We start from the raw sequence: 20837 nt of genomic DNA, 5'->3' as shown, positions 1-20837 counted from the left end.
TTTCATCCCCCTAGCTTTGCGCAATCTCGCTTGTCCTTGGTTTTAACGTATGTTTCAACACCTTGCCTGATGCATTTCGCGGCAATTCACTTAAAAACTCCACTTCCATTGGGACCTTATATTTGGCTAATTGTGTTTGACAGTATCTCAGGATATCTTCCTCGCTAAGCGTTTGTGCTTCTTTCACTACAACGAAAGCTTTTGGCATTTCACCATAAACTTCATGAGGCACCCCGACAACTGCTGCTTCAAGGATTTCCGGCATTTGGAACAACACTTCTTCCACTTCAATCGGATATATATTTTCTCCTCCGCGGATAATCATATCCTTTTTGCGATCTACGATATATAAAAATCCTTCTTCATCAAAACGGCCCAAATCCCCCGAATACAACCATCCATTTTGAATCGTTCGGGAAGTTTCTTCAGGATTGCGGAGGTAGCCTTTCATTACCTGTGGGCCCTTTACACAAATCTCGCCGACTTCACCAAGCGGCACTTCTTCTCCCAAAGCATCTACCAGCTTGATTTCCGTACGTGGCAGCGGTTTTCCTACAGAACCAATCTTCGTTATAGCATCCTGGTCGGTTAAAGAAGAGGCTGCAGGTGAATTTTCTGTCTGTCCATACGCATTCTGGAGTTTTACTTTTGGGAAAGAATCCTTTAAGCGCTTCACCAGTTCATATGGCATGGGAGCAGCGCCGTAAACAAAGAGTCTTAAATGCTCCAGACTATAATTTTTCAATTCTGGTTTGTTTAATAGAATGTTATACATCGCAGGAACCCCAAAGAAGATTGTCGCCTTTGTTTCCCCCATATTTTTCAGGGTCCGTTCTGGTGAAAATGCTTCTTCAATAATAATCAATCCACCGCGGTACATAGTCGGAACAGCAAACACATGACTGCCGGCACAATGGAATAATGGTGTACAGATATACATTCGATCATTATTTGTCATATTCATCGATTCCGACCAAATTTCGGCTGTCTCAAAAATATTGCGATGGGTCAACTGTACGCCCTTTGGCTTGCCGGTCGTTCCGGAAGTATACATAATAATTGCTGTATCATTTTCTTCCAGCGGGACAGGCGTAAACTCTGCTTCTTGACTTAAGATTTTCTTGATTTTATCTAGGTTGATTTTTTCGTTGAAGATGTGAGAGGTACTTTGAATTGTACTTTCAATTTTTTCATCAGAAATAAGTACCTTTGCTTGTGAATGGGAGAATATATACTCCACTTCCGGCGCTGCCAGTTTGGTATTAATCGGCATAGCGGTCAAACCTGCCAATTGAATGCCATAGTAAACTGCCATAAAATAGTCGGAGTTTAGCATAAACTGGGCAACCACGTCCCCCTTTTTATAGCCTTGCTGCTGCAGGTATCCGGCAATTTTTTTGGCATTGCTGTACAGTTGGCGATATGTCCATTCTCTTTCTTGGAAAAGAATTGCCGGCGCTTCCGGCTTAGTCATTGCATGTTGTTCCAATACATTAGTTATGAACATACAAAATCCCCCATTCGTTTAGAGTGACAAACCATTACCATTTCAACTATCGCTCTAGGTGGATGTTTTAAAATATAGGTTAATTTTAACAATTGAGCCCCTCTTGTTCAACCTAATAAAATAGAAAATTTTTACACAAACGCATATAAAATTGAAAATTCCAGAAAAAAGTAAAAGGTACCATCAAGCATCCATCACTCGACCGTACCTTTACTGTTAACTATGTTTTTTCTCATCAGGCGATTCTTTTCTAAACACTTCCGTAATCAGTTCGTCATCCTCCGCTTTTACTCGCTTGTTCAGTTCCGCTATCGGGATGGCATCAACTGTTTGCATATCTTCATGCAAATCAAAAAGGCTTATATTTTCCGAATCTACCATATCCGGCTTTTCTTCTACAGGCAAACCAACAAACTCTTTTTTGGACTCTGGTACAAAACCCTGCTCTTTATTCACTGTTACCACTCCTTTTGTTTAGTTTGCAACAGATCAGCAGGATTATTCCCGATTGGATAAAATAGCGGAAAGTGGTTTATTTCCCTTTTTTAACAGCCTTTTTGAATGTCTCTTGAACCCATTCACAAAAAAGTTCATAGTCATGATTGACTTGCTCTTTATAGCCGATCGCCGCAAAGATAATTTGTGCAGCAAAAGTCTGAAAATCCTTCCCGATTGCTTCAATAATTTCTTCTTCACTTTCATGGGTAAATAACTCGCTTTCCGTGTCCACATCTGCACGTGCATGAATTTTTGCCGTGATTTTTCCCATTATTTCCACTGTTGCATCAAAGTCTTCTACTGTTGCCAGTTGAGCCGCTTTTACTTTCTTTTTGTAGGGTGAACGTTCACGGACATAAAATTCGTGGCCATCGATCGTTAAATAGCCCAAATAAGGGTCTTCTAAATGATGCATGGCTTTTTGCGTTGCCACAACACGTTTTCCTTGGTGTTCATATTTTTCCCAGAATTTCTCGCGGTACGGCAAAAAGTAGGTAGGCACAGCCGTTCTTACTTCTTTTACTTCCAGTACAAGATCGTCTACCCCTTGCGCCTCTTTTTCGCCTTCTATCAGAATATAATAGCGGTCCAGCCCTATTGAAGCTGTACCTGTCCCATGTTTTTTTGCAATATCTTTAATGGTATAGAAAGATAGATCTTTTTGATTTTCTACGTCCAGTGAATTAATATAACTTTCCGTTAATTTTTCCAGCAATGTACGTTCATCCAACTGGACAGGTTCAATTTCCTCGGACCATGCAAAAGCGCGCTTTCCGTTTTCATCAATATAGGTAATATCTTTTAATAGGTGGTCTCTTTGTCTTTTTGCAAGTTTTTTTAATGTTTTTTTTACCGGACCTTTTGTGTTTTCAACAGTAAAGGTCAATGAAAAGGGATCATCTTTTCCGTTAATGAACCTCGTTAATTGTTTATGATACGCATGAAGATACGTGTGAATCCGCTTTTTTTGTTCTTCGATTGTGAAGCCTTGCGCTTCTCCATACAATGCGATACTTACAGCCATTCTTAAAATATCATATAAATAAGACCCAATATAACCTTCATCAAAATCGTTTACGTCATACACGATGTCGCCATTTTCATTTTGAAAGGCGCCGAAGTTTTCCATATGCAAATCGCCTTGAATCCAGGTAGGTTTGTCGGCATCTGTATGGAACGAGAAAGGCATTTTGGTCGCATCGTAATAAAACAAATAAGCGCTTCCTCTAAAAAAGCGAAAAGGGCTTTCCATCATTTGTTCATATTTCATGAGTCTTTTTTCTGGTCCAAGGTTCATCGTTTCTTCATCAAACTCATTTAAGATGGTTTCAATTTGGTGTTTCCGCAGCACTTTTTTAGTCTCTTTCACTCGGTTTAATAGGCTTTGCAATAAAATCCTCCCCTTCTGCTTTTTATTCAATTATATACCCTTCGAGAGTAAGGATTTGGAATTTTTTCTCCAAAATTAAAAAGAGGAACCCTTACCGGATTCCTCTTAAAATTCAATCAAAAATGCTTTTACCACAATACCATCATCCAAGGGGATAAAATCATGTTGGGGCAAGCGTTTAAAACCGAGGCTTGTATATAGTTTTACAGCATTCTCCATAAAGTCTGATGTATGTAAACCCATTGCCTTATATCCCTTGTCTTTTGAGCGTTTGATGCATTCCTCAATCAATGCTCTTGCTGCACCTTTTCCCCTTGCTTTTGGCGACACGGCCAGCATACGCAGCTCTGGATGATTGAGCTCACCTTCAACCAATCCTTTGTATGCTTCAATTTCAGGAGAAAATAACGCTACGGTTCCAACGATTTCTCCATCATCTACAGCAACCATGCGTTCGATCCCTTGCTGTTCTTGTTCATCGGAAAGAATGGACGTTTTTAATACATTCCAATGGGCTTCAGGGATTTTTTCGGCATGTTCCTGATAGGAATCCAAACGCAATTTTCTTATCTCTTCAAACTCTTCCTTGAATGCATCTCGTATAATCATCGAATACCCCTCTAAATTTCTCATTTTTCTTTTTCTACTGACTTTTCTAAATTTTAGTATGTAAATACTCTGATTTCAAGATATTAATTCCTTTTCGGTAAAGATCACATTAAAAATGCACTTCATTTTTCGCATGAAGTGCATTTTTTCAACCTAATGAGGATGAATTTGTTTTTTTATTTCCTCTGCATTCGTATCGCTGAATTGTTTTGTATTCTTACCGCCTGTACTGGCCAGCAGTGCCTTTACCTCATTGTATGAAAGACCGTATTCCGCATTTTTTCGTTTTACTTCCTCTATATTGGTCCCTGCTGCCGTATAATGATTTGGCATGAATAAAACCTCCTTTTGGGGGAAAGTATAAAAAACGCCCCTAAAAGAGGCGTTTTAAAAGAGCTCCCAACTAGAACTGTCTTTTTCCTTGTTCTGCTTGTTGGTTTTGGCGTCTAACTGCCGCTACATCCGTACCAGCCATCGTTTTTCCTGCAGAACCTTGTTGTTGATTTTGAACACTAAATGGAGCCGATTCTTGCGCAATTTCTTCTCTTACTTGTTGGATATCCGTCCCTGATGATGTTTTACCAGCTCCGAATGATCCGCCCATTTGGCTTGAAGAAAAAGATTGGCTAAAAGGCGCTGATTCTTGCGCGATTTCTTCTCTTACTTGTTGAATGTCTGTTCCCGCAGATGTTTTACCAGCTCCGAATGATCCGCCCATTTGGCTTGAAGAGAAAGATTGGCCAAAAGGTGCTGATTCTTGCGCAATCTCTTCTCTTACTTGTTGGATATCCGTCCCTGCTGATGTTTTCCCAGCTCCGGATGTTCCACCCATTTGGGAACCGAAAGATTGTCCAACTGGACCTCCCTCTTGAGCAATTTCTTCTCTTACCTTTTGCGGATTTGTACCTTGGAAAGATTGCTGACCAGAAAAACCTTGTGCATTTTGTCGCTTTACTTCATCAATATCAGTACCAACAGATGTGAAACGTTTGCCGTTATTGTTTTGCATATCAAAAACACCTCCAAAAATGTTATGCCTTTATCTTGCCAAAGTCCAAACACATTTATGAGCGAAAATAAATATTTTCATTTGCATAATTTTAAGCGTGGTTGTTTTCCTTACAGCTCCCAAGGGTTTTCTTCATGAAAAAATTCAATTAAAATAAGAGACAATAATTACTACGTTTGAAGGTGAAATAATGAAATATGCTTTGCTTGGGGATTTACACTCTCACATTAAGGATACAAAAGCCGTTTTACATCATATTAGGACGATTGCGCCTGATGCCCAATTACTATGCTTGGGCGATCTTTACGAATGCAAAATCGGGAAGAAAAAAGCACGAACGCTCTCAAATGCCCCCTTAAGCGATGCGGCCATCATTTCAGATGAATTTGAGGATTTATTATCATTTCCCTCCATTAAGGGCAATCAAGAGGAGCGGATTACCAAAGTGACAGGGATTGAGCGGTTTGCTGCATTGCCCGAAAGAATTCAAATTGAAGAGGCAACTTTGATTCATGGCCATCAAATACAATGGGACGACCATTGGGAACCGGTAGACACTCCATCTCTTGGAATCGAAACACCGCTGCTCTTCTTCGGACACAGCCACCGCAGCGGCCTTTACGTTAACAGTAAAAAAGTAAATATAACGATTCAGTTTGGTAAGGAAATTCCTCTTTTTAAAAAGAAGTACTGGATTAATGTTGGATCTGTAGTTGTTCATGGGGAATGGTGTTTATACGATAGCGAAAATTTTTCCATCACTTTTATGAAGGCCTCAAAGCAACCCTGATTGCCAAACTGCCACTACCCCTTTTATCATTTGTACATTTTCCGATTATTTTCTTCATAAAATGGTGCATGTCCAGTTTATGAGGAGAAGAATATGTTATTCATTAAAAAAGGTTTGGCCATTATTGTTGGGAGTATTCTTTTATCTTTGGGAATTAATGTGTTTTTAACGCCACATGAAATTCTGGATGGGGGAATTATTGGGCTTTCGCTGATTTTGCATTATTTATTTCAACTGAAGATTGGTCTGATGATTATTGTATTAAGCGCGCCCATCTTCGTATTGGCATGGTTCAAATATAGAACCTATTTTTTCAATAGTTTACACGGGTTGCTCATTTCTTCTATGGTAATTGATCTACTGAAGCCATTGCGTACTGCCGTACGAATAGACCCTCTGTTAAGCTCCGTTCTTGGCGGGATATTTGTGGGGCTTGGAATCGGTCTTATGCTGCGCTTTGAAACAAGCACTGGCGGAACAGACTTGCTCGCCCAATTCATATCCGATCAAACAAGCATCAATGTGGGAGTTGTAATTTTTATCATTGATGCTGCTGTAATCCTTATAGGCGGTTTATTAATTTCACCAAGCACATTGCTGCTATCCATGGTAACTATTTTGAGTGTGGGTATCTTCACGAGTCTACTGACAAGAAATTCTACCTAAAGACCTCATTAATATCATTGGTTAATTTTAAATGCTTCGGGGCCAAGTCATCGCAGTACAGCATAGACCCTGTACCTCCCAAATAAAATTCAGTCTCTGGATGTTTTCGGGCAAACTCATCCAACTCCTCCAGTAAAGTTGGGTAATGCTGAAATGGCAATAAAGTCGAAGCTGAAAGTATAACCTTTTTTGGGTTTAATCGTTCCACGATTGCCTGAATGGAACCCGGTGCAGGCGAAAAACCGATAAAAAATGTTTTCCACCCACGCACCATCGCTTCCAACAATAAAATATGAACCGGTACTTCATGATGCTCGCTTGGCAAACAAGCACCGACAACCAAAGGTGCATCTTGATTGATCTGAAAGTTTCTGCGAATCTGCACCAGGAAATCACGAACCAATGTGCTGGACAGCGCCTCTTGGTACTCGCTCCACTCCCCAGTTTCCCAACGGTTGCCTACTTCTTTAAGAAAAGGAACAATGACTGAATTCAGGAATTCTTTCAGTCCAAACAGGTGATATGTTTGATGAAGAAGCTGGTTCAGCTCTGCTTCTTTACATTGCGACCCTTTTTGCAATAATTGCCGTACATAGAGATTTGTTTCGGCTGCGTAATCAACGTTTGCAGCATTTTGCTCCGTTAAAGGCTGGACAATGCCATCTTTAAGAAGAGTAGCTGCCTGTTTAACAGTATGTCCTTGTTCAATTAAACTTTTCACTGTTAAAAGGATATTCACGTCTTGTTCGCTGTAGACTCGATACCCATTGTCAAGCCTCGTGGGATGAATAATTTCATAACGGTCTTCCCATTTTCTTATCAATTGTTTTGATAACTCCGTAATCTCTGCAACTTGCTGGATGTAAAAAAATCCAGAATGAGGAGTTTGCATCTCCTTCACCCTTCCTATATTTCCTCAATTTTTCGCCGTGTTTCAAGAGTATGAATAGGTGAAGGTTTTCCGAAATAATATCCTTGGAATAGTTTATAACCTTCATTTTTCAACCAAATGAAATCTTCGCGTTTTTCTATGCCCTCCGCTAAAGGAACAGCCCCTACCCTAAGTGCGGTATTTAAAAAGTCCTTGGCAACGGCTTGTTTCCGTTCGTCCATTGAAACACCTTGAACATATTTCATATCCAATTTCATGAAGTGCGGTTCTAGTTGTTTTAATGCTTCCGCCGTACTAAACCCTTCTCCTACATCATCCAGGGCATATTCAAAACCTTTCTCTTTATAATACATCAATATTTTCTTCAGATGTGCCAAATCTTCTACTTCTTCTGTTTCCACCACTTCAAAAACGAAGCGTGAAGGTTCTATATTTAATTCATTTGCCAACTGTACCGTCGATTGCAAACAATGCTCCGGGGAATAGATTGCAGTCGGGATGAAATTAATAAAGACTTTTCCCGACACAAATGCAGCACTTTTAACAGCCGTCAATCTGCAAAGCCGATCGAGCGAGAATGTGCGGCTACGCAATTTGGCCGCATTGAAAACCTCAAAAGGCGATAACACTCCTCCATTGCCATCATGAAATCTTGCCAGCATTTCATAACCATATACATTTTCCGAGCCATCAACAATAGGCTGGATGTAGTTAAATGCTGAGTTTTTTACTAGAATATCGTCCACCCAACGTGCTTCATAGGTTTGACTAATCAGATGGATCGGTTTCCAATTGACTCTGTCTACACTAAAGAATATGGCTTCGCAATCCAGATTTTCTTTAAAAAAGCCAACCAGCTCAACAATCGCTTCTTCCTTAACCTCAACCATTGTATTTTTGTAGTGTATCAAGTGGTTTCTTTTTTTTAAATAGACAACCAATATCGGTAGAAAGCTCCAGTTCTTTTCACCTTCAAACTTTATACTATAATCCAGGTTACCTGAAAAGCAGGCATTACATATATCCATGGCAATCCACCCTTTCTGGAATCTTTTACCTCATTATAGATGGATTTTAATAATTGTACAACGTTTAAACTCTAACATTATACAAACATTTGACACCCGTTTTTTATTTTGCTATAAATGATATCAACAAGAAAAATCAGGAAAAAGCTGAATAGTAGAAGGAGTCCAACATGTTGCTTTTAAAAAAACAAGCAAAGAAAGAAGAAGAAATGATATTTAATGCTCCAGTTTCGGTACAATTAGATTTCCATGGGGTTACATCCCATCCGGATATTTCAAAACAATTGGAATTCATCGAATTTAAAGTAGAGGATGCAGCTCTTTTAAAAAATTTGCAGCCATATATTGCACAACACATCGAGGAGATCGTTGAGGCATTTTACAAGCAGATTTTGCTGGTTCCAAGCTTAAAACATATCATTCAAGAAAATAGCACCGTCAATCGTTTGAAACAAACGCTCCAAGTTCACATTATTGAAATGTTCTCAGGTGATATCAATCAGGAATATATCCAAAAGCGATTAAAGGTCGCTCATATTCACTTCAAGATTGGACTATTGCCAAAATGGTATATCGGCGCTTTTCAACAAGTATTGGTTGAAATGATCAAACACATTAATAGGATGGCTTGGCTGCCTCAACATAAAGAAGCAGCAATCCTTGTCGCCTCCAAAATTATCAGTTTTGAAACACAATTAGTGTTGGAGGAATATGATAAAGAAAATTTAAGGCTAAGAGAAATGGATTATGAGAGAGTAAAAGGAGAATTAAAAGACAATATTTCAATCTTAAGCAAAAACTTGGCGGAACTTACCGAAGAGACCAATTCCTCCGTCAACCAGGTTGTCCAACAATCGCTGGCGATTAATGAAGGCATTCAGTCGAGCGTCCAACAAACAAGATTCATCCAAAAAGAAGCACAGGAAGGCACCGATTTGGTAGAAAAATTGGAGTTGCAGATGGAGACCATTGCTCTTCAAACAAATGGCATGAATGAAATTGTGGAGCAACTGAAAGTTTCTTCCGACCAAATTACCCAGATTGTTTCTTTGGTAAAGCAAATTGCAGACCAAACAAACCTTTTGTCATTAAATGCTTCAATTGAAGCAGCAAGAGCCGGCAGTCATGGAAGAGGCTTCGCCGTTGTGGCGGAAGAGGTACGCAAACTGGCTGCTCAGTCAAAACAATCGGTTGAACAAATCACGGATTTGACCAATCATTCTTCCAACCTGACAGCACAAGCTGTTCAAACAACAAATGGAATTAGTGACCTCGTCAATAAAAGCCTGGCAAATTCGACTTTAACGCAAGAAAAGTTTCATATTATTTTAGATTCCATCATGCAGAGTGAACAGCAAATTTCCAGCGTAGATGAAGGAATGAACAATTTTGTTCAAATTATCAGGGAAATTGGGAATTATTACTCAAAAGTGGCTGACTCGGCAAAACAACTAAATGAAGCAACTATTGATTTATAAACAAAAGCGCAAGCGCCCTGGTTAGCCATCGACAGATGTTTTGTGTACCGAAAGCGCAGCGGCAGGTACAGATTTTTTGTGCACCGAAAGCGCAGCGACAGATACAAGCGCTGGCCGACAAAAACGCCACGTCGTGTGGCAGATGTTTTTTGCGCGAAAGCGTAGCGACAGCAGCATTGTCGGCACTTGCACATCCTTGTGCGGCGGAAGGCCCGAATCGAAAGCATCTTTTCAGCTTTCGACCGAGGGCAGATGTTTTTTGCGCGAAAGCGAAGCGACAGCAGCAGACCGCGACCTTGAGGGGCTGGGCGCTGTAGCTGGAAGTTAATCAAAAAAAATCGTCCTGTAACTCTGTTAACAGGACGACCTTTTTACTAGATTAATTTTTCCATGCTTTTCTTTTTCAAAAAGGATAGTTTTGTTTCTGAAATGATAATTGCGCATAGAATTAAAATCGCGCCAATGGCCATGCGCATCGTTAGCAATTCACTTAAGAAGATGACGGAGAATAGCATTCCCCAAAAAGATTCAGTGGAAAGAATAATGGCTGTTTTCGTTTCATTCGTAAACTTTTGTGCAATGGTTTGAAAAAGGTAGGCAATGGTTGTGGAGAAAATGGCCAAGTAGATGACGGAAGCTACTCCTTCCACTTGCAAAGAAAACTGCGTTTCCCCTTTGAACACAACCACAATCCAAGCAAACACACTAGCAAAGAACATTTGTACAATCGTCAAAGCAATTGGATCTTCATCTTTTACGAATTTGGCTGTATAGAAGATTTGATAAGCAAAAGCAACTGCACAAGCCAAAGTCAGAATATCCCCAACATTGATATCCGAGGATAATTGGAGCGACAGAAAACCAATTCCCACAATGGCCAGAATCGCCCCTGCCAATTCAAAACGGTCAATTTTTCTTTTATAGGCAAAATACGCGATAAACGGCACGATGACAACATTTACCGCAGTTAAAAAGGCATTCTTGGAAGGTGTCGTATACTGAAGCCCGACCGTTTGCAATATAAAAGCCAAATATAGAAAGAACCCCAATATGAATCCTTTTTTGATGACCCCTCTGTTCAATCCTTTCAACTTTTTATGAAAAATCAGACTCAATACGATGAATCCAATCAAAAATCTCCCTGCCATTATTTGATAAGGCGAATAATAGTCGAGGGAAATGGCGCTGACAACAAAGCCGCTCCCCCATATGATTGCCGTTATAAAGAGCATGATTTCACCAATATATTTACGCATTGCTACCTCCATTTTATATTTGCTTATTTATATTATATAGCATATTGAAAATATTAATATTTCAAAATATAGAGGTAATGCTTAGAAAAGATAAGCTGAACCCCTTTCAATTATGAAAAAAGGAATGTTATTTATGAATAATATTTATTTTACGAATAAACCAAACCTAGGTTATATTATTTATGTACAGCCTTGAATATGCCGTACACTTCTTACTCTTATTTAAAGGCGCCCTTTCCTCACAGCACCCTTTCCACACTCCACTCATAAACTAGAAAAAACTACGAGGAATGGAGCTGATTTTACTGTTTCATACCGTAAAACCAGGGGAAACCCTCTTCCAAATTTCCCTTGACTACCGGACATCGCTTGCCCGGATTATTCGAGCGAATCCCGGAATTAACCCCAACGCCATTCATGTTGGACAATTAATCGAAATTCCCGGGTTTCCCGACCCAAATACGCTTCCCTATCGAATTGAAGTTTCAATAAACGGGCGCTGGTTAAAGCTGTTTCACAATGACACCCTTGAAAAACAATACCCCATTGCAGTAGGCAAAATGCTAACCAACACCCCGACTGGAAATTATATTATCGTCAATAAAGCTCCCAACCCGGGCGGCCCTTTCGGAACGATGTGGATGAGTCTGTCGAAGCAAAGCTATGGGATTCATGGAACCAATGATCCCAGTTCCATTGGCAAGGCTGTTTCACACGGATGCATACGCATGTATAACCAGGACGTGGAGGAATTGGCCGGAACCATTCCAATCGGTACCGGTGTGAATATCCACCATTAATATTTGTTACGTGTTCCCTAGATATAAAGAAGACAATTCGACATTTAGCGAATTGTCTTATACATAGCAGAATGATTTTCTATGCTTCCTTTGTCATCTGTGCCGAAAGCTTCCTTTCCGCTTCAATAATGCCCCTTTTAATGCTTTCTTCCGGACTCGTCAATACTTTTCCATGGCCTGCAGCCAGCAATGAAGGAGATAACTGGTGAATCTTTTTTGCGCTTTCAAGCGAGAGTTCCTTATTCCATGTCCCGAATGCCGGAAAAGGGAACGATATTACCAATTGTCCGCATACGGCAACTTTGCCTTGTGTTTGAAATGCATCCCCAACAATCAAGGCACCTGTATTTCGATCAAGAAGAGAAATAGAGCCCGGTGTATGACCGGGCGTTTCCACTGCTTCCAGCGAGCCAATTTTGTCTCCTTCTTTGAGCAGCCGATCAGCAACGACATTCAAGTTTTTTGGCACACCACCCTTGATTGGTGTTTGCGGCTCATTTTCGTCAAGAGATGTGTCCCCTTTTAATAATCGATGATCACGAAGAGAGATCGATACACATGCATCCGGAAATTCCTCTTTACATTTCATTATCGACCCGACATGATCGCCATGCGCGTGCGTTAAAACAATATTCGTAAGCGGTTTATTTAGTTCTTCAATTGTTTTTGCAATCCCTATAAAGCTTGCTGGCATCCCTGTATCTATTAGTGTCAATTCATGTAGTTCTTCAAAGATATAACAGTTTACTGGAAAAAGATTCGGCCAAAGTATTAATTGATAAAGATTATTGAATTTATTAATTTTCAACCTGTTGGTCCCCTTTTCATTTATAAATCAAAATGCGGCTCTCGTTTAGAAGCCGTTTCCCTACTAGTCTACAATAAAAAATTACAAATAATTGTAAATTATTTGTAATTCTATTTCCTTGCTTCTTTATTTTTATGTCCAGCCTTTTATCGAGATATCTTGGGCTTTTTTGCGTTCATGGCGTTTAATGATGACACTGATTTTCTGGTACCAATTATGGCATTCTTTAAAAATATCCTTATATTCATCCAATTCTTTTGGAATGGCTTGCTCATTATCCAAAAAGATATATTCTATTAAAGGTTCATAAAGATCGTCCACTAGAAGTTGAAGTGCCAGTTTTTGCACTTCATCTTCTTCCTCTTCCTCCTCTTCTTCTTGCAATTCGTCTACCTGGATATTCATTTTTGCTCCGCCCTTTATTAAAGACAAACCATGAACGCCGCCTTTTGCTGTAAGGGCGACTTGTTGCCCATCTTCCAAAATTGCAATCTCATATATATCCTCAAAATCGATTTCTTTTATCTCAAAATCATCCGGCACATCTTCTCTTTCCAAAATTCTCAGCATACCGGACCTTTCATCAAGCATCAATGCCCGCAAATAGTCAGGAGAGATAATGTAACGAGTATGGGGATGTTGTTCAACTTTTTGAATCGTGTCAGTCAACAATGCTTCACTTCGTTCTTTCGCATCTTTGTTTAATTCATAAAGCCACCAAGCACCTACACCGACCGCAATGACCATAAAAAGAGTATTTCCTGTTTTAAAAGCCAAAAAGAGATAAATAACTTCTAATAATAATAAAAATAATTGGAACAATGATTTCCCCTCCTTTTTTCATCAGTCATTCTATCAGATATAAAATAGTATTCATGAAAATCTCTTTTCATTCACTTTTGGTAGATTTTATAGGATAAAATTTTCCGTTTCGGCGGTTGCTGCTTTCCGTAAATTAGCTTGTTAATACAAAAAAAAGGCTAACCCGGCATATCCCGAATTAACCTTTCTCTTATTGTTCTTAAATAGACATGTGATTTATGTTTTGGTTTTGTATAAACCGTATGATTGTTTCGTAATTTACCGGCTTGCTAATATAATATCCTTGAATTAACTCGCACTGGTATGATGCTAATAACTCAAATTGGTCTTCATGCTCCACACCTTCAGCAACCACTTGCAATCCAATGTTATGGGAAAGGGCGATAATGGTTTCAACCATCTTGCTATCTTTTTCAGATTGAAGCATTTTATCGACAAAACTTTTATCGATTTTTACATGGTCGATTGGCAGCCTGTTTAAATAATTAAGAGAGGAATAGCCTGTCCCGAAATCATCAAGGTGAAGGGAAATGCCCAGCTCTTTTAATTCAAACAGTTTGGCAATATTTAAATCGAAACTTTCCATTAACGACGTTTCGGTAATTTCCAAGTCAATCCATCCCGGCTCTACACCGGTTTCTTCCAAAATGGTTTTGATATTTTTCACAAAATCTTGCTGCATAATATGCAAGGCAGAAATGTTTACCGAAATATGCAATGGATCTTCCATGTGTTCATTTATTCTCTGAATTGAACGGCACGCCTCTCGAATTACCCATTGATCAATTTCAAGGATTTGACCTGTGATTTCGGCTGTTTGGATAATTTGAAAAATATTGAACTTCGATAAAGCCGAAGATTTTGTTCTTAACAATGCCTCCACGTTTGTCACTCTGCCTTGTTGAACATTAAAAAGCGGCTGGAAAAAGAGTTCAAACTTGTTGTTTCTTAAACACTCGCCTATGCCAAGTTCAATTTCCACTTTTTCGTCGACTTCTCTTTTAACGGTTTCATCAAAGACTTTATAGCAATTTTTCCCAAAGTGTTTTGCTTGGTACATGGCCATATCGGCAATCTTCAGCAATTCCTCTGTAGTTGTGGCATGGGACGGGTATATGGCTACCCCCACACTGGCCGTTACATTCAATTGCTTGGAATCAATGATGATTGGTTCTTCAAATAGTGCAGTAATTTCTTGTGCAATTTGTTCGCTTTCCGATTCAGAATGCAAATCATGGCAAATGAGAATAAACTCATCCCCACTGATCCTCGCAACATCTTTTCTTTTTGCCGTGAGATTATTTAATCTTTGTGCCACTTCTACAATGAGGTGATCACCTGTAGAATGGCCCAATGAATCATTGACTGTTTTAAAATTATCTAAATCCAGGAAGATAATTGCTTTATATAACTCACCATTATTATTTTCGATTGTTTGATTCAACAGTTGCATAATGCTTCGTCGGTTCAATAATCCGGTTAAAGAATCGTATGCGGCCAAATGCTGGATTTTTTCTTCACTTTCCTTTAGTTCCTCATATTTGACTCGCAATTGCTTCTCTGTTTTCTTGATTTCATTGTATGTATGGTTTAGTTCCTGATCTCGTTTTTTCAAGCCGTGAATCATGCTGTTGAACCCTTTGGTTAGCTGATGGACTTCTAAATAATCTTTTTCTTTTGCATAAACATTATAATTTCCGAGTTCCACCGAGGACATCAAGTCAATTAATTTTTTTAATGGCTTGATCACTTTTAAAAGCCCGACGTAAGCCATTGTACCAAATATAAGCAAACTGAGAATGCCTGTTAAAACAATCGGCAACAGACTTTTAACTAATTCATTCCGAAGCTCTTCTTCACTAATTGCCGTCAGGATGCTCATGCCATTTTGACTGATTGCCTTTGTTTGAATTAAATATTCCTTGTTATCGATACTGTATGGAACAAGTTGGTCAAATGATTGTTCCAGTAATTTTTCTTGTTGAGGATGTATAATGGATTCCCCAATTAAATAATTATCCCTATTTGCCAAAATCGTTCCATTGCCATCCAGCAGCATAACAAGTCCATCTTCGCCAATTCTTGACTCACTGATCATCTCGCTGATCTTGTCTATTTTAAAATGAATGGCAACAACTCCATGAAGTCCGTTATGAGTGATCGGCATGGAAGCTGAAATAATAATTTCCGGGGTCAAATAATCCATATAAGGTTTGGTCCATGTAACGCCTTCGCTTTTGTTGATATTTTTATACCACTCCTGCTCCACCACTTTATAACTCTTGGGATAAAGCTGTTTTGAACTATAATAATATTTCCCGTTTTCCAGTCCCATAAAGATGGTGCTGGAAGAGGGGATTAACTGCTCATAAAATTGCAAAGTGCCAAAAATATTATCAGATTCAACCGTTAACTCCTCACTTAGTTTTTCCAATATATTTTCCACATTCAAAAATTGATAAGAAAAATAATTGGTTGACTGCTGCAGGACAGACTCGGATTCATGGATATATTGATTCTTGAGACTCTTGGAAATGCTAGTGTACGATAAAAAAACAAATAGAACGGTTGTTATAAACGAAATTGTAATGATGGACATCAGTGCCCAGAATCTAATCCCTCTTTGCCTCAAAGAGTTCACTCACCTTTATGTATGTTATCATTTATCTTGCAAAAAATAGTTAACCATATATTCTTTCCCTAAAATGGTAGAAATGTTTCGAATGGAGTTATAATCCTTATTTTCTATCTTCACGAATTTTTCAAGCGAACGGTCGTATTGTGATAGTTCATCTGGAATTTCTTGATGAATCGTTAACATTGCTTCTACGAAATTTTCTTGTAATTTTTGATCCAACTCACTTCTGGCAACATAAGGCGACCCCGGGATTTCCGGCGATTCCCATATGATTGTGTAATCCTCTTCCCTGATTTCTCCATCTTCCAATAATTGTTCATACTGAATGCTGCTGATTGCACCGGCATCCACTATTGAATTTTTAAGATCCTCAAGCACTCCAACATGGGAACCGGAATAATGAATACCACTGAAGTAGTTATCCATTTCTATACTTCTGCTTTTAAATAATGCATAAGGAAGAACAAAGCCTGAAGTAGAACCCGAATCTACAAACGCAAATTTCTTCCCTTTTAAATCATCAATCGTTTTTAGATTCGAATCGCTTCTTGAAATAATGAAAGATTGATAATAAATCCCCGTAACTTTTCTCTCCTCCACAATGAGAGGGGTTAAAGGCATTTGGCTTTCCGCTGCAATATATGAAAAAGCCCCAAAATAGCCGATATCGATTGATTCATTTTCCATTCCTTTTACTAAATTTGCGTAATTATCCATTATTTCTATATTTACAGGAAAATCCAGATTTTCTTCAAGGTAATTTTGAATCGGTTTATATTCTTCCAACATAACTTCCTTCTCTTTTAAGGGAATAAAACCGATCGTTAGTGAATCTGCTTCCTCTTTACAGCCCGATAGTATTGAAAAAGCACCCACTAGCAATACTAATAAAATGAATTTCCTGAAAACCATATATGTTAGCACCTCATTCAATTGCCCTTTATCGTTTACTTTCGAAAGCTTCATCTCAATTTAGTCATGCGTTACCGGGATTTTTGTTCAGAGCTGCAGTGAAGCCAGTACATAACCGGGGCAAAAGTCCTTGGATTATTTTCATTTTCGTTCCCTCAAGAAAAGCGCATGTTTGCGAGAAGCTTAAATTTTCTTCAGCCGGGGTAGAACCATTCGAAAAAGTATATTACCAAAAATAATCATACTATAGCATTGTAAATCTAATGTAAATTTCACTTCAAAAGTATTGGCCTATTTTAAAAAAACACGTTCTTAAGTTGGATAGATATCCGTTGACGGTCAGTATACTTCAAATCACAAATAGCAATACTTTAGATATAAATGCAGCAGAAAAGAGGGATTACTTTGTCTGAAACAAAAAATTCACTATCAATCTTTGCCCTGGGCGGCATTAATGAAATCGGCAAAAACATGTATGTGATCGAGTATAACAATGATTTGGTGATTGTGGATTGCGGTGCCAAGTTTGCAGATGAATCATTGTTGGGCATAGATTTGATTATTCCGGATGTTTCTTATCTTCAAGAAAATCATCATAAAATTCGCGCGCTGGTCGTAACACATGGGCATGAAGATCATATTGGCGGAATTCCGTATTTTTTAAAAAAGTTAAATGTCCCCATCTATGCTACGAGATTTACGCTTGGCTTGATTGAATTAAAGTTAAAAGAACATAAACTCCTGCGCGAATCGACCTTGGTTGAAATACATTCAGAATCCGAACTGGACTTCGGGGAACTTAAAGTGAGTTTCTTCAAAACAAGCCATAGCATTCCCGACTGCCTGGGAATCGTATTTCATACACCGGAAGGAAAAGTGGTCCATACAGGCGACTTTAAATTCGATTATACTCCGGTTAACGAGCAATATGCGGATATTCATAAAATGGCGAAGATTGGCGAGGAAGGCGTACTGGCTCTTATATCGGAAAGTACGAATGCCGAACGTCCGGGCTCCACACCTTCCGAAAGCAAAGTAGGCGCCAGTATAGAAGAAGCCTTTCTTCATGCGACCGGGAAAATCATCATTTCTACTTTTGCTTCTAACGTCAATCGGGTTCAACAAATTGTACATGCGACAATCCAATCCAACCGCAAACTCGCATTGCTGGGCAGAAGTATGGTAAACGTGGTCAAAATAGCAAGAGAGCGTGGTTATGTGGACATTCCTGATTGGCTGTTGATTGAGTCCCGGGATGTCAAACAATATCCGCCGGAAAGAGTGGTTGTTCTTTGTACTGGAAGCCAAGGTGAACCATTAGCCGCGCTTTCCCGTATATCAACGAACAACAATCGCGATGTGCGACTTCTGCCGGATGACACGGTGATTTTTGCCGCTTCGCCAATTCCCGGAAATGAAACGAATGTATCCAAAATTGTCGATCGCTTATTTGAATTAGGCGCGAATGTCGTTTACGGGTCAGCAAGCATTACAGGCATGCATGTTTCCGGCCATGGTTACCAGGAAGATTTAAAACTGATGCTGACATTGATGAAACCAAAATATTTCATTCCGATTCATGGCGAATACAGAATGCTTCACATACACCGGATGCTTGCAGAAGCAGTGGGTGTTGAACGAAACCACACGTTTATTATCCGCAATGGAGAGGTCGTGGATATTCGAGATGGCGAAGCGCGTCAAACTCGTAAAGTATCTGCGGGTGATACTTACGTAGATCATGTGGGCGACGATGAAATTTTTGAAATTGTCCTTCGCGACCGCAAACAACTATCCGAAGAAGGAATGCTTGTGATTGTGCAGACCATCAGCAAAGAAGACGGCGACCGCATCTCAGACCCGGACTGTATTTCGCGCGGATTTGTTTATGCGAAAGAATCCGAGGAATTACTGAAAGATATTGCTGAAGTTGTAAAAAGAACGATAGATCCATTTAAAGATCCAAATGTTATGGGTATGAAGCGTGCCATCAAAAAAGAAGTAGGCATTTTCCTATCCGAAAAAACAAAGAAAAAGCCGATGATATTGCCGATCATTATTGCGATTTAGATGAGCGTAGGGGATTTGGAAGGTAAATTAAACCACATCCACTTGGAGCTGAAAAATAATTAAACTACAGAAAGAGAGTGCCTCCTTGGTTCGTTGGGGCACTCTCTTTCTATTGGATAAAGTCTTTTATATTGGACAACTCTTCACCTAACGTTCCCTGTTCTGTCCCATAACTTTTTAAATATCCACAATTTCTATAAAGCTTTACGATAATTCCGTTTCCCGTCATACGTATAAAGGACCGGTTTGTTTTCTACATACGTTTCGATATGGACTGGCCGGCCCCATAGTTGATAGATGTATGGCAAAACGTGCTCCAGGTAATGCGGATCTAATTCCATTCCCTCAAATCCATGTTTTAAATACAGCTCGCCATTTCGCAAATAATCGCCATTCTCTACAACGATATAAGGAAAACCGCCATTGACGCGCATGGAAACAAGCTGGTCGCGGACATTTCGATAATCTTTATCGGTGATTTTATAGTCCGTACCTTTCTTTTCAAATAGGTACATATCTTCTTGCTCCACCAGCTCTTTTGTCAAATAATTGCGGATAAAGGAAAGATCCGATTCAATTTCGCGAACCTCAAAAATTTTCTCTCTTCCCGACCCTGGCTGCACCCCCATGCGAATCATTTCTTCTGAAGGTTCATCATAGCGCTTTTCAATATCTTCAAAGATTTTCAGCCCTAAATAATACGGATTGATGGAAGTCTTGGAAGGCTGAACAACGCCTGCGTTCAATTTAGCATACTCGATCGTTTCATCCGTTGTTAAATTCAGTTCCCTCATAATTCGTTGATGCCAGTAGGAAGCCCATCCTTCATTCATGATCTTCGTTTCCAGCTGCGGCCAAAAGTACAGCATTTCTTCCCGCATCATCGTCAAAACATCACGTTGCCATTCTTCCAATTCCCGGCTATGCATTTCAATAAATAAAAGCAAATCCTTCTCCGGCTTTGGCGGGAATTTTTTCTTTTTGTAACGAATAGCCGAGTTGTTTTCTTCTTTTTTGTCGATATCCCATAAATCATCGTATGGTGTTTTAGGAACGATTATTTCATCCTCTTCCATTTCCTCTTCATAGGCCAATAAATTCGGACGAACGATGGAAGGATCGATATGTTCTTGAATCGCCAGGATGGCATCCAGAAATTGCTCAACTTCTTCTTTTCCATAAAGCTTTTCGTAACTCGCAATTCGCTCTGCCGTAGATGTCATGCTTTCCACCATATCACGTCTAGTGTTGGAAAATCGTACATTATTTTTGAAAAAGTCACAGTGTGCCAACACGTGGGCAATAATTAGTTTATTTTGGGTTAATGAATTGGTATCCAGCAAAAATGCATAGCAAGGGTTTGAATTGATGACTAATTCATAAATTTGGCTAAGCCCCAAATCATATTGGAGCTTCATTTTATTGAATTGCTTCCCAAAGCTCCAATGTGAAAACCGCGTAGGCATTCCATATGCGCCAATTGTATATATAATTTCAGCCGGGCAAATTTCATAATGCATCGGGAAAAAATCCAAACCAAATCCTACTGCCACCTCTGTAATTTCTTCGATTGCCTTATGAAGCTCCTTCTCCATGCTTTATCTATCCCCCTATTGCTCACATAAACTTGCCTTTCCTTTTCCATAAGAATCATTCTCAAAATA

Annotated in this window: 19 protein-coding genes; 5 read left to right on the top strand and 14 right to left on the bottom strand. The window is 39.3% G+C overall.

What is annotated here, in order from left to right:
• Positions 1-10: 10 nt before the first annotated feature.
• The 6 genes from D1B33_RS13830 to D1B33_RS18660 form a co-directional block, all read right to left on the bottom strand.
• Complete coding sequence (locus D1B33_RS13830) at positions 11-1507, bottom strand: class I adenylate-forming enzyme family protein (protein ID WP_118876990.1); 1497 nt, start codon at positions 1505-1507, stop codon at positions 11-13.
• 216 nt (positions 1508-1723) lie between these two features.
• Positions 1724-1963 carry a hypothetical protein gene (locus tag D1B33_RS13825; RefSeq protein WP_118876989.1) on the bottom strand — a complete coding sequence of 80 codons (240 nt, stop codon included), beginning with the start codon at positions 1961-1963 and terminating at the stop codon, positions 1724-1726.
• A 76-nt stretch (positions 1964-2039) separates the two neighbouring features.
• Positions 2040-3395 carry a DUF2252 domain-containing protein gene (locus tag D1B33_RS13820; protein ID WP_118876988.1) on the bottom strand — a complete coding sequence of 452 codons (1356 nt, stop codon included), beginning with the start codon at positions 3393-3395 and terminating at the stop codon, positions 2040-2042.
• Between the two features lie 105 nt (positions 3396-3500).
• On the bottom strand, positions 3501-4004 hold the full coding sequence (locus D1B33_RS13815; protein ID WP_118876987.1) for a GNAT family N-acetyltransferase: 504 nt from the start codon (positions 4002-4004) through the stop codon (positions 3501-3503).
• Positions 4005-4157: 153 nt separating this feature from the next.
• A complete protein-coding gene (locus D1B33_RS13810) occupies positions 4158-4337 on the bottom strand; it encodes a gamma-type small acid-soluble spore protein (RefSeq protein WP_118876986.1) in 180 nt (59 codons plus the stop codon).
• Positions 4338-4407: 70 nt separating this feature from the next.
• Complete coding sequence (locus D1B33_RS18660; protein WP_233549485.1) at positions 4408-5013, bottom strand: hypothetical protein; 606 nt, start codon at positions 5011-5013, stop codon at positions 4408-4410.
• A gap of 190 nt (positions 5014-5203) precedes the next feature.
• Between D1B33_RS18660 and D1B33_RS13800 the strand changes: the two genes are divergently transcribed.
• Both D1B33_RS13800 and D1B33_RS13795 read left to right on the top strand, forming a co-directional pair.
• On the top strand, positions 5204-5803 hold the full coding sequence (locus D1B33_RS13800) for a metallophosphoesterase family protein (RefSeq protein WP_118876985.1): 600 nt from the start codon (positions 5204-5206) through the stop codon (positions 5801-5803).
• Positions 5804-5896: 93 nt separating this feature from the next.
• Positions 5897-6469, top strand: a complete 573-nt coding sequence (locus D1B33_RS13795; protein ID WP_118876984.1) for a YitT family protein — start codon at positions 5897-5899, stop codon at positions 6467-6469.
• Here the strand turns inward: D1B33_RS13795 and D1B33_RS13790 are convergent.
• Complete coding sequence (locus D1B33_RS13790; protein ID WP_118876983.1) at positions 6462-7361, bottom strand: MerR family transcriptional regulator; 900 nt, start codon at positions 7359-7361, stop codon at positions 6462-6464. The genes D1B33_RS13795 and D1B33_RS13790 overlap by 8 nt on opposite strands.
• Before the next feature lie 14 nt (positions 7362-7375).
• Positions 7376-8389 carry an EAL domain-containing protein gene (locus tag D1B33_RS13785; protein ID WP_118876982.1) on the bottom strand — a complete coding sequence of 338 codons (1014 nt, stop codon included), beginning with the start codon at positions 8387-8389 and terminating at the stop codon, positions 7376-7378.
• Positions 8390-8559: 170 nt separating this feature from the next.
• Here D1B33_RS13785 and D1B33_RS13780 point away from each other — a divergent pair, with 170 nt between their 5' ends.
• Positions 8560-9867, top strand: coding sequence for a globin-coupled sensor protein (locus tag D1B33_RS13780; RefSeq protein WP_118876981.1), 1308 nt, complete (start codon positions 8560-8562; stop codon positions 9865-9867).
• Between the two features lie 374 nt (positions 9868-10241).
• On the opposite strand, the gene D1B33_RS13770 is transcribed toward D1B33_RS13780, so the two are convergent.
• A complete protein-coding gene (locus D1B33_RS13770) occupies positions 10242-11123 on the bottom strand; it encodes a DMT family transporter (RefSeq protein ID WP_118876979.1) in 882 nt (293 codons plus the stop codon).
• Between the two features lie 305 nt (positions 11124-11428).
• On the opposite strand from D1B33_RS13770, the gene D1B33_RS13765 reads away from it, so the two are divergent.
• A complete protein-coding gene (locus D1B33_RS13765; protein WP_118877063.1) occupies positions 11429-11923 on the top strand; it encodes a L,D-transpeptidase family protein in 495 nt (164 codons plus the stop codon).
• A gap of 79 nt (positions 11924-12002) precedes the next feature.
• On the opposite strand, the gene D1B33_RS13760 is transcribed toward D1B33_RS13765, so the two are convergent.
• The 4 genes from D1B33_RS13760 to D1B33_RS13745 all read right to left on the bottom strand — a co-directional run bounded on the left by D1B33_RS13760 (position 12003) and on the right by D1B33_RS13745 (position 17103).
• Positions 12003-12731: an MBL fold metallo-hydrolase gene (locus D1B33_RS13760; protein ID WP_118876978.1), complete on the bottom strand. Its 729-nt coding sequence runs from the start codon at positions 12729-12731 to the stop codon at positions 12003-12005.
• Positions 12732-12863: 132 nt separating this feature from the next.
• Positions 12864-13553, bottom strand: a complete 690-nt coding sequence (locus tag D1B33_RS13755; RefSeq protein WP_118876977.1) for a hypothetical protein — start codon at positions 13551-13553, stop codon at positions 12864-12866.
• 199 nt (positions 13554-13752) lie between these two features.
• Positions 13753-16152, bottom strand: a complete 2400-nt coding sequence (locus D1B33_RS13750; RefSeq protein ID WP_118876976.1) for an EAL domain-containing protein — start codon at positions 16150-16152, stop codon at positions 13753-13755.
• A gap of 60 nt (positions 16153-16212) precedes the next feature.
• Entirely contained in the window at positions 16213-17103 is an 891-nt protein-coding gene (locus tag D1B33_RS13745) for a phosphate/phosphite/phosphonate ABC transporter substrate-binding protein (protein WP_158582984.1), read from the bottom strand.
• 405 nt (positions 17104-17508) lie between these two features.
• Here D1B33_RS13745 and D1B33_RS13740 point away from each other — a divergent pair, with 405 nt between their 5' ends.
• Positions 17509-19173, top strand: a complete 1665-nt coding sequence (locus tag D1B33_RS13740) for a ribonuclease J (protein ID WP_118876974.1) — start codon at positions 17509-17511, stop codon at positions 19171-19173.
• Positions 19174-19367: 194 nt separating this feature from the next.
• Here the strand turns inward: D1B33_RS13740 and D1B33_RS13735 are convergent, their stop codons facing one another.
• Complete coding sequence (locus D1B33_RS13735; protein ID WP_118876973.1) at positions 19368-20768, bottom strand: SpoVR family protein; 1401 nt, start codon at positions 20766-20768, stop codon at positions 19368-19370.
• Positions 20769-20837 lie beyond the last annotated feature (69 nt).

Origin of the sequence: Ureibacillus yapensis (genome assembly GCF_003515775.1) — a bacterium.
Taxonomy (GTDB): domain Bacteria; phylum Bacillota; class Bacilli; order Bacillales_A; family Planococcaceae; genus Ureibacillus; species Ureibacillus yapensis.
Note: the sequence above shows the minus strand (reverse complement) of the source record. Positions and strands in the feature narration are given on the sequence as shown.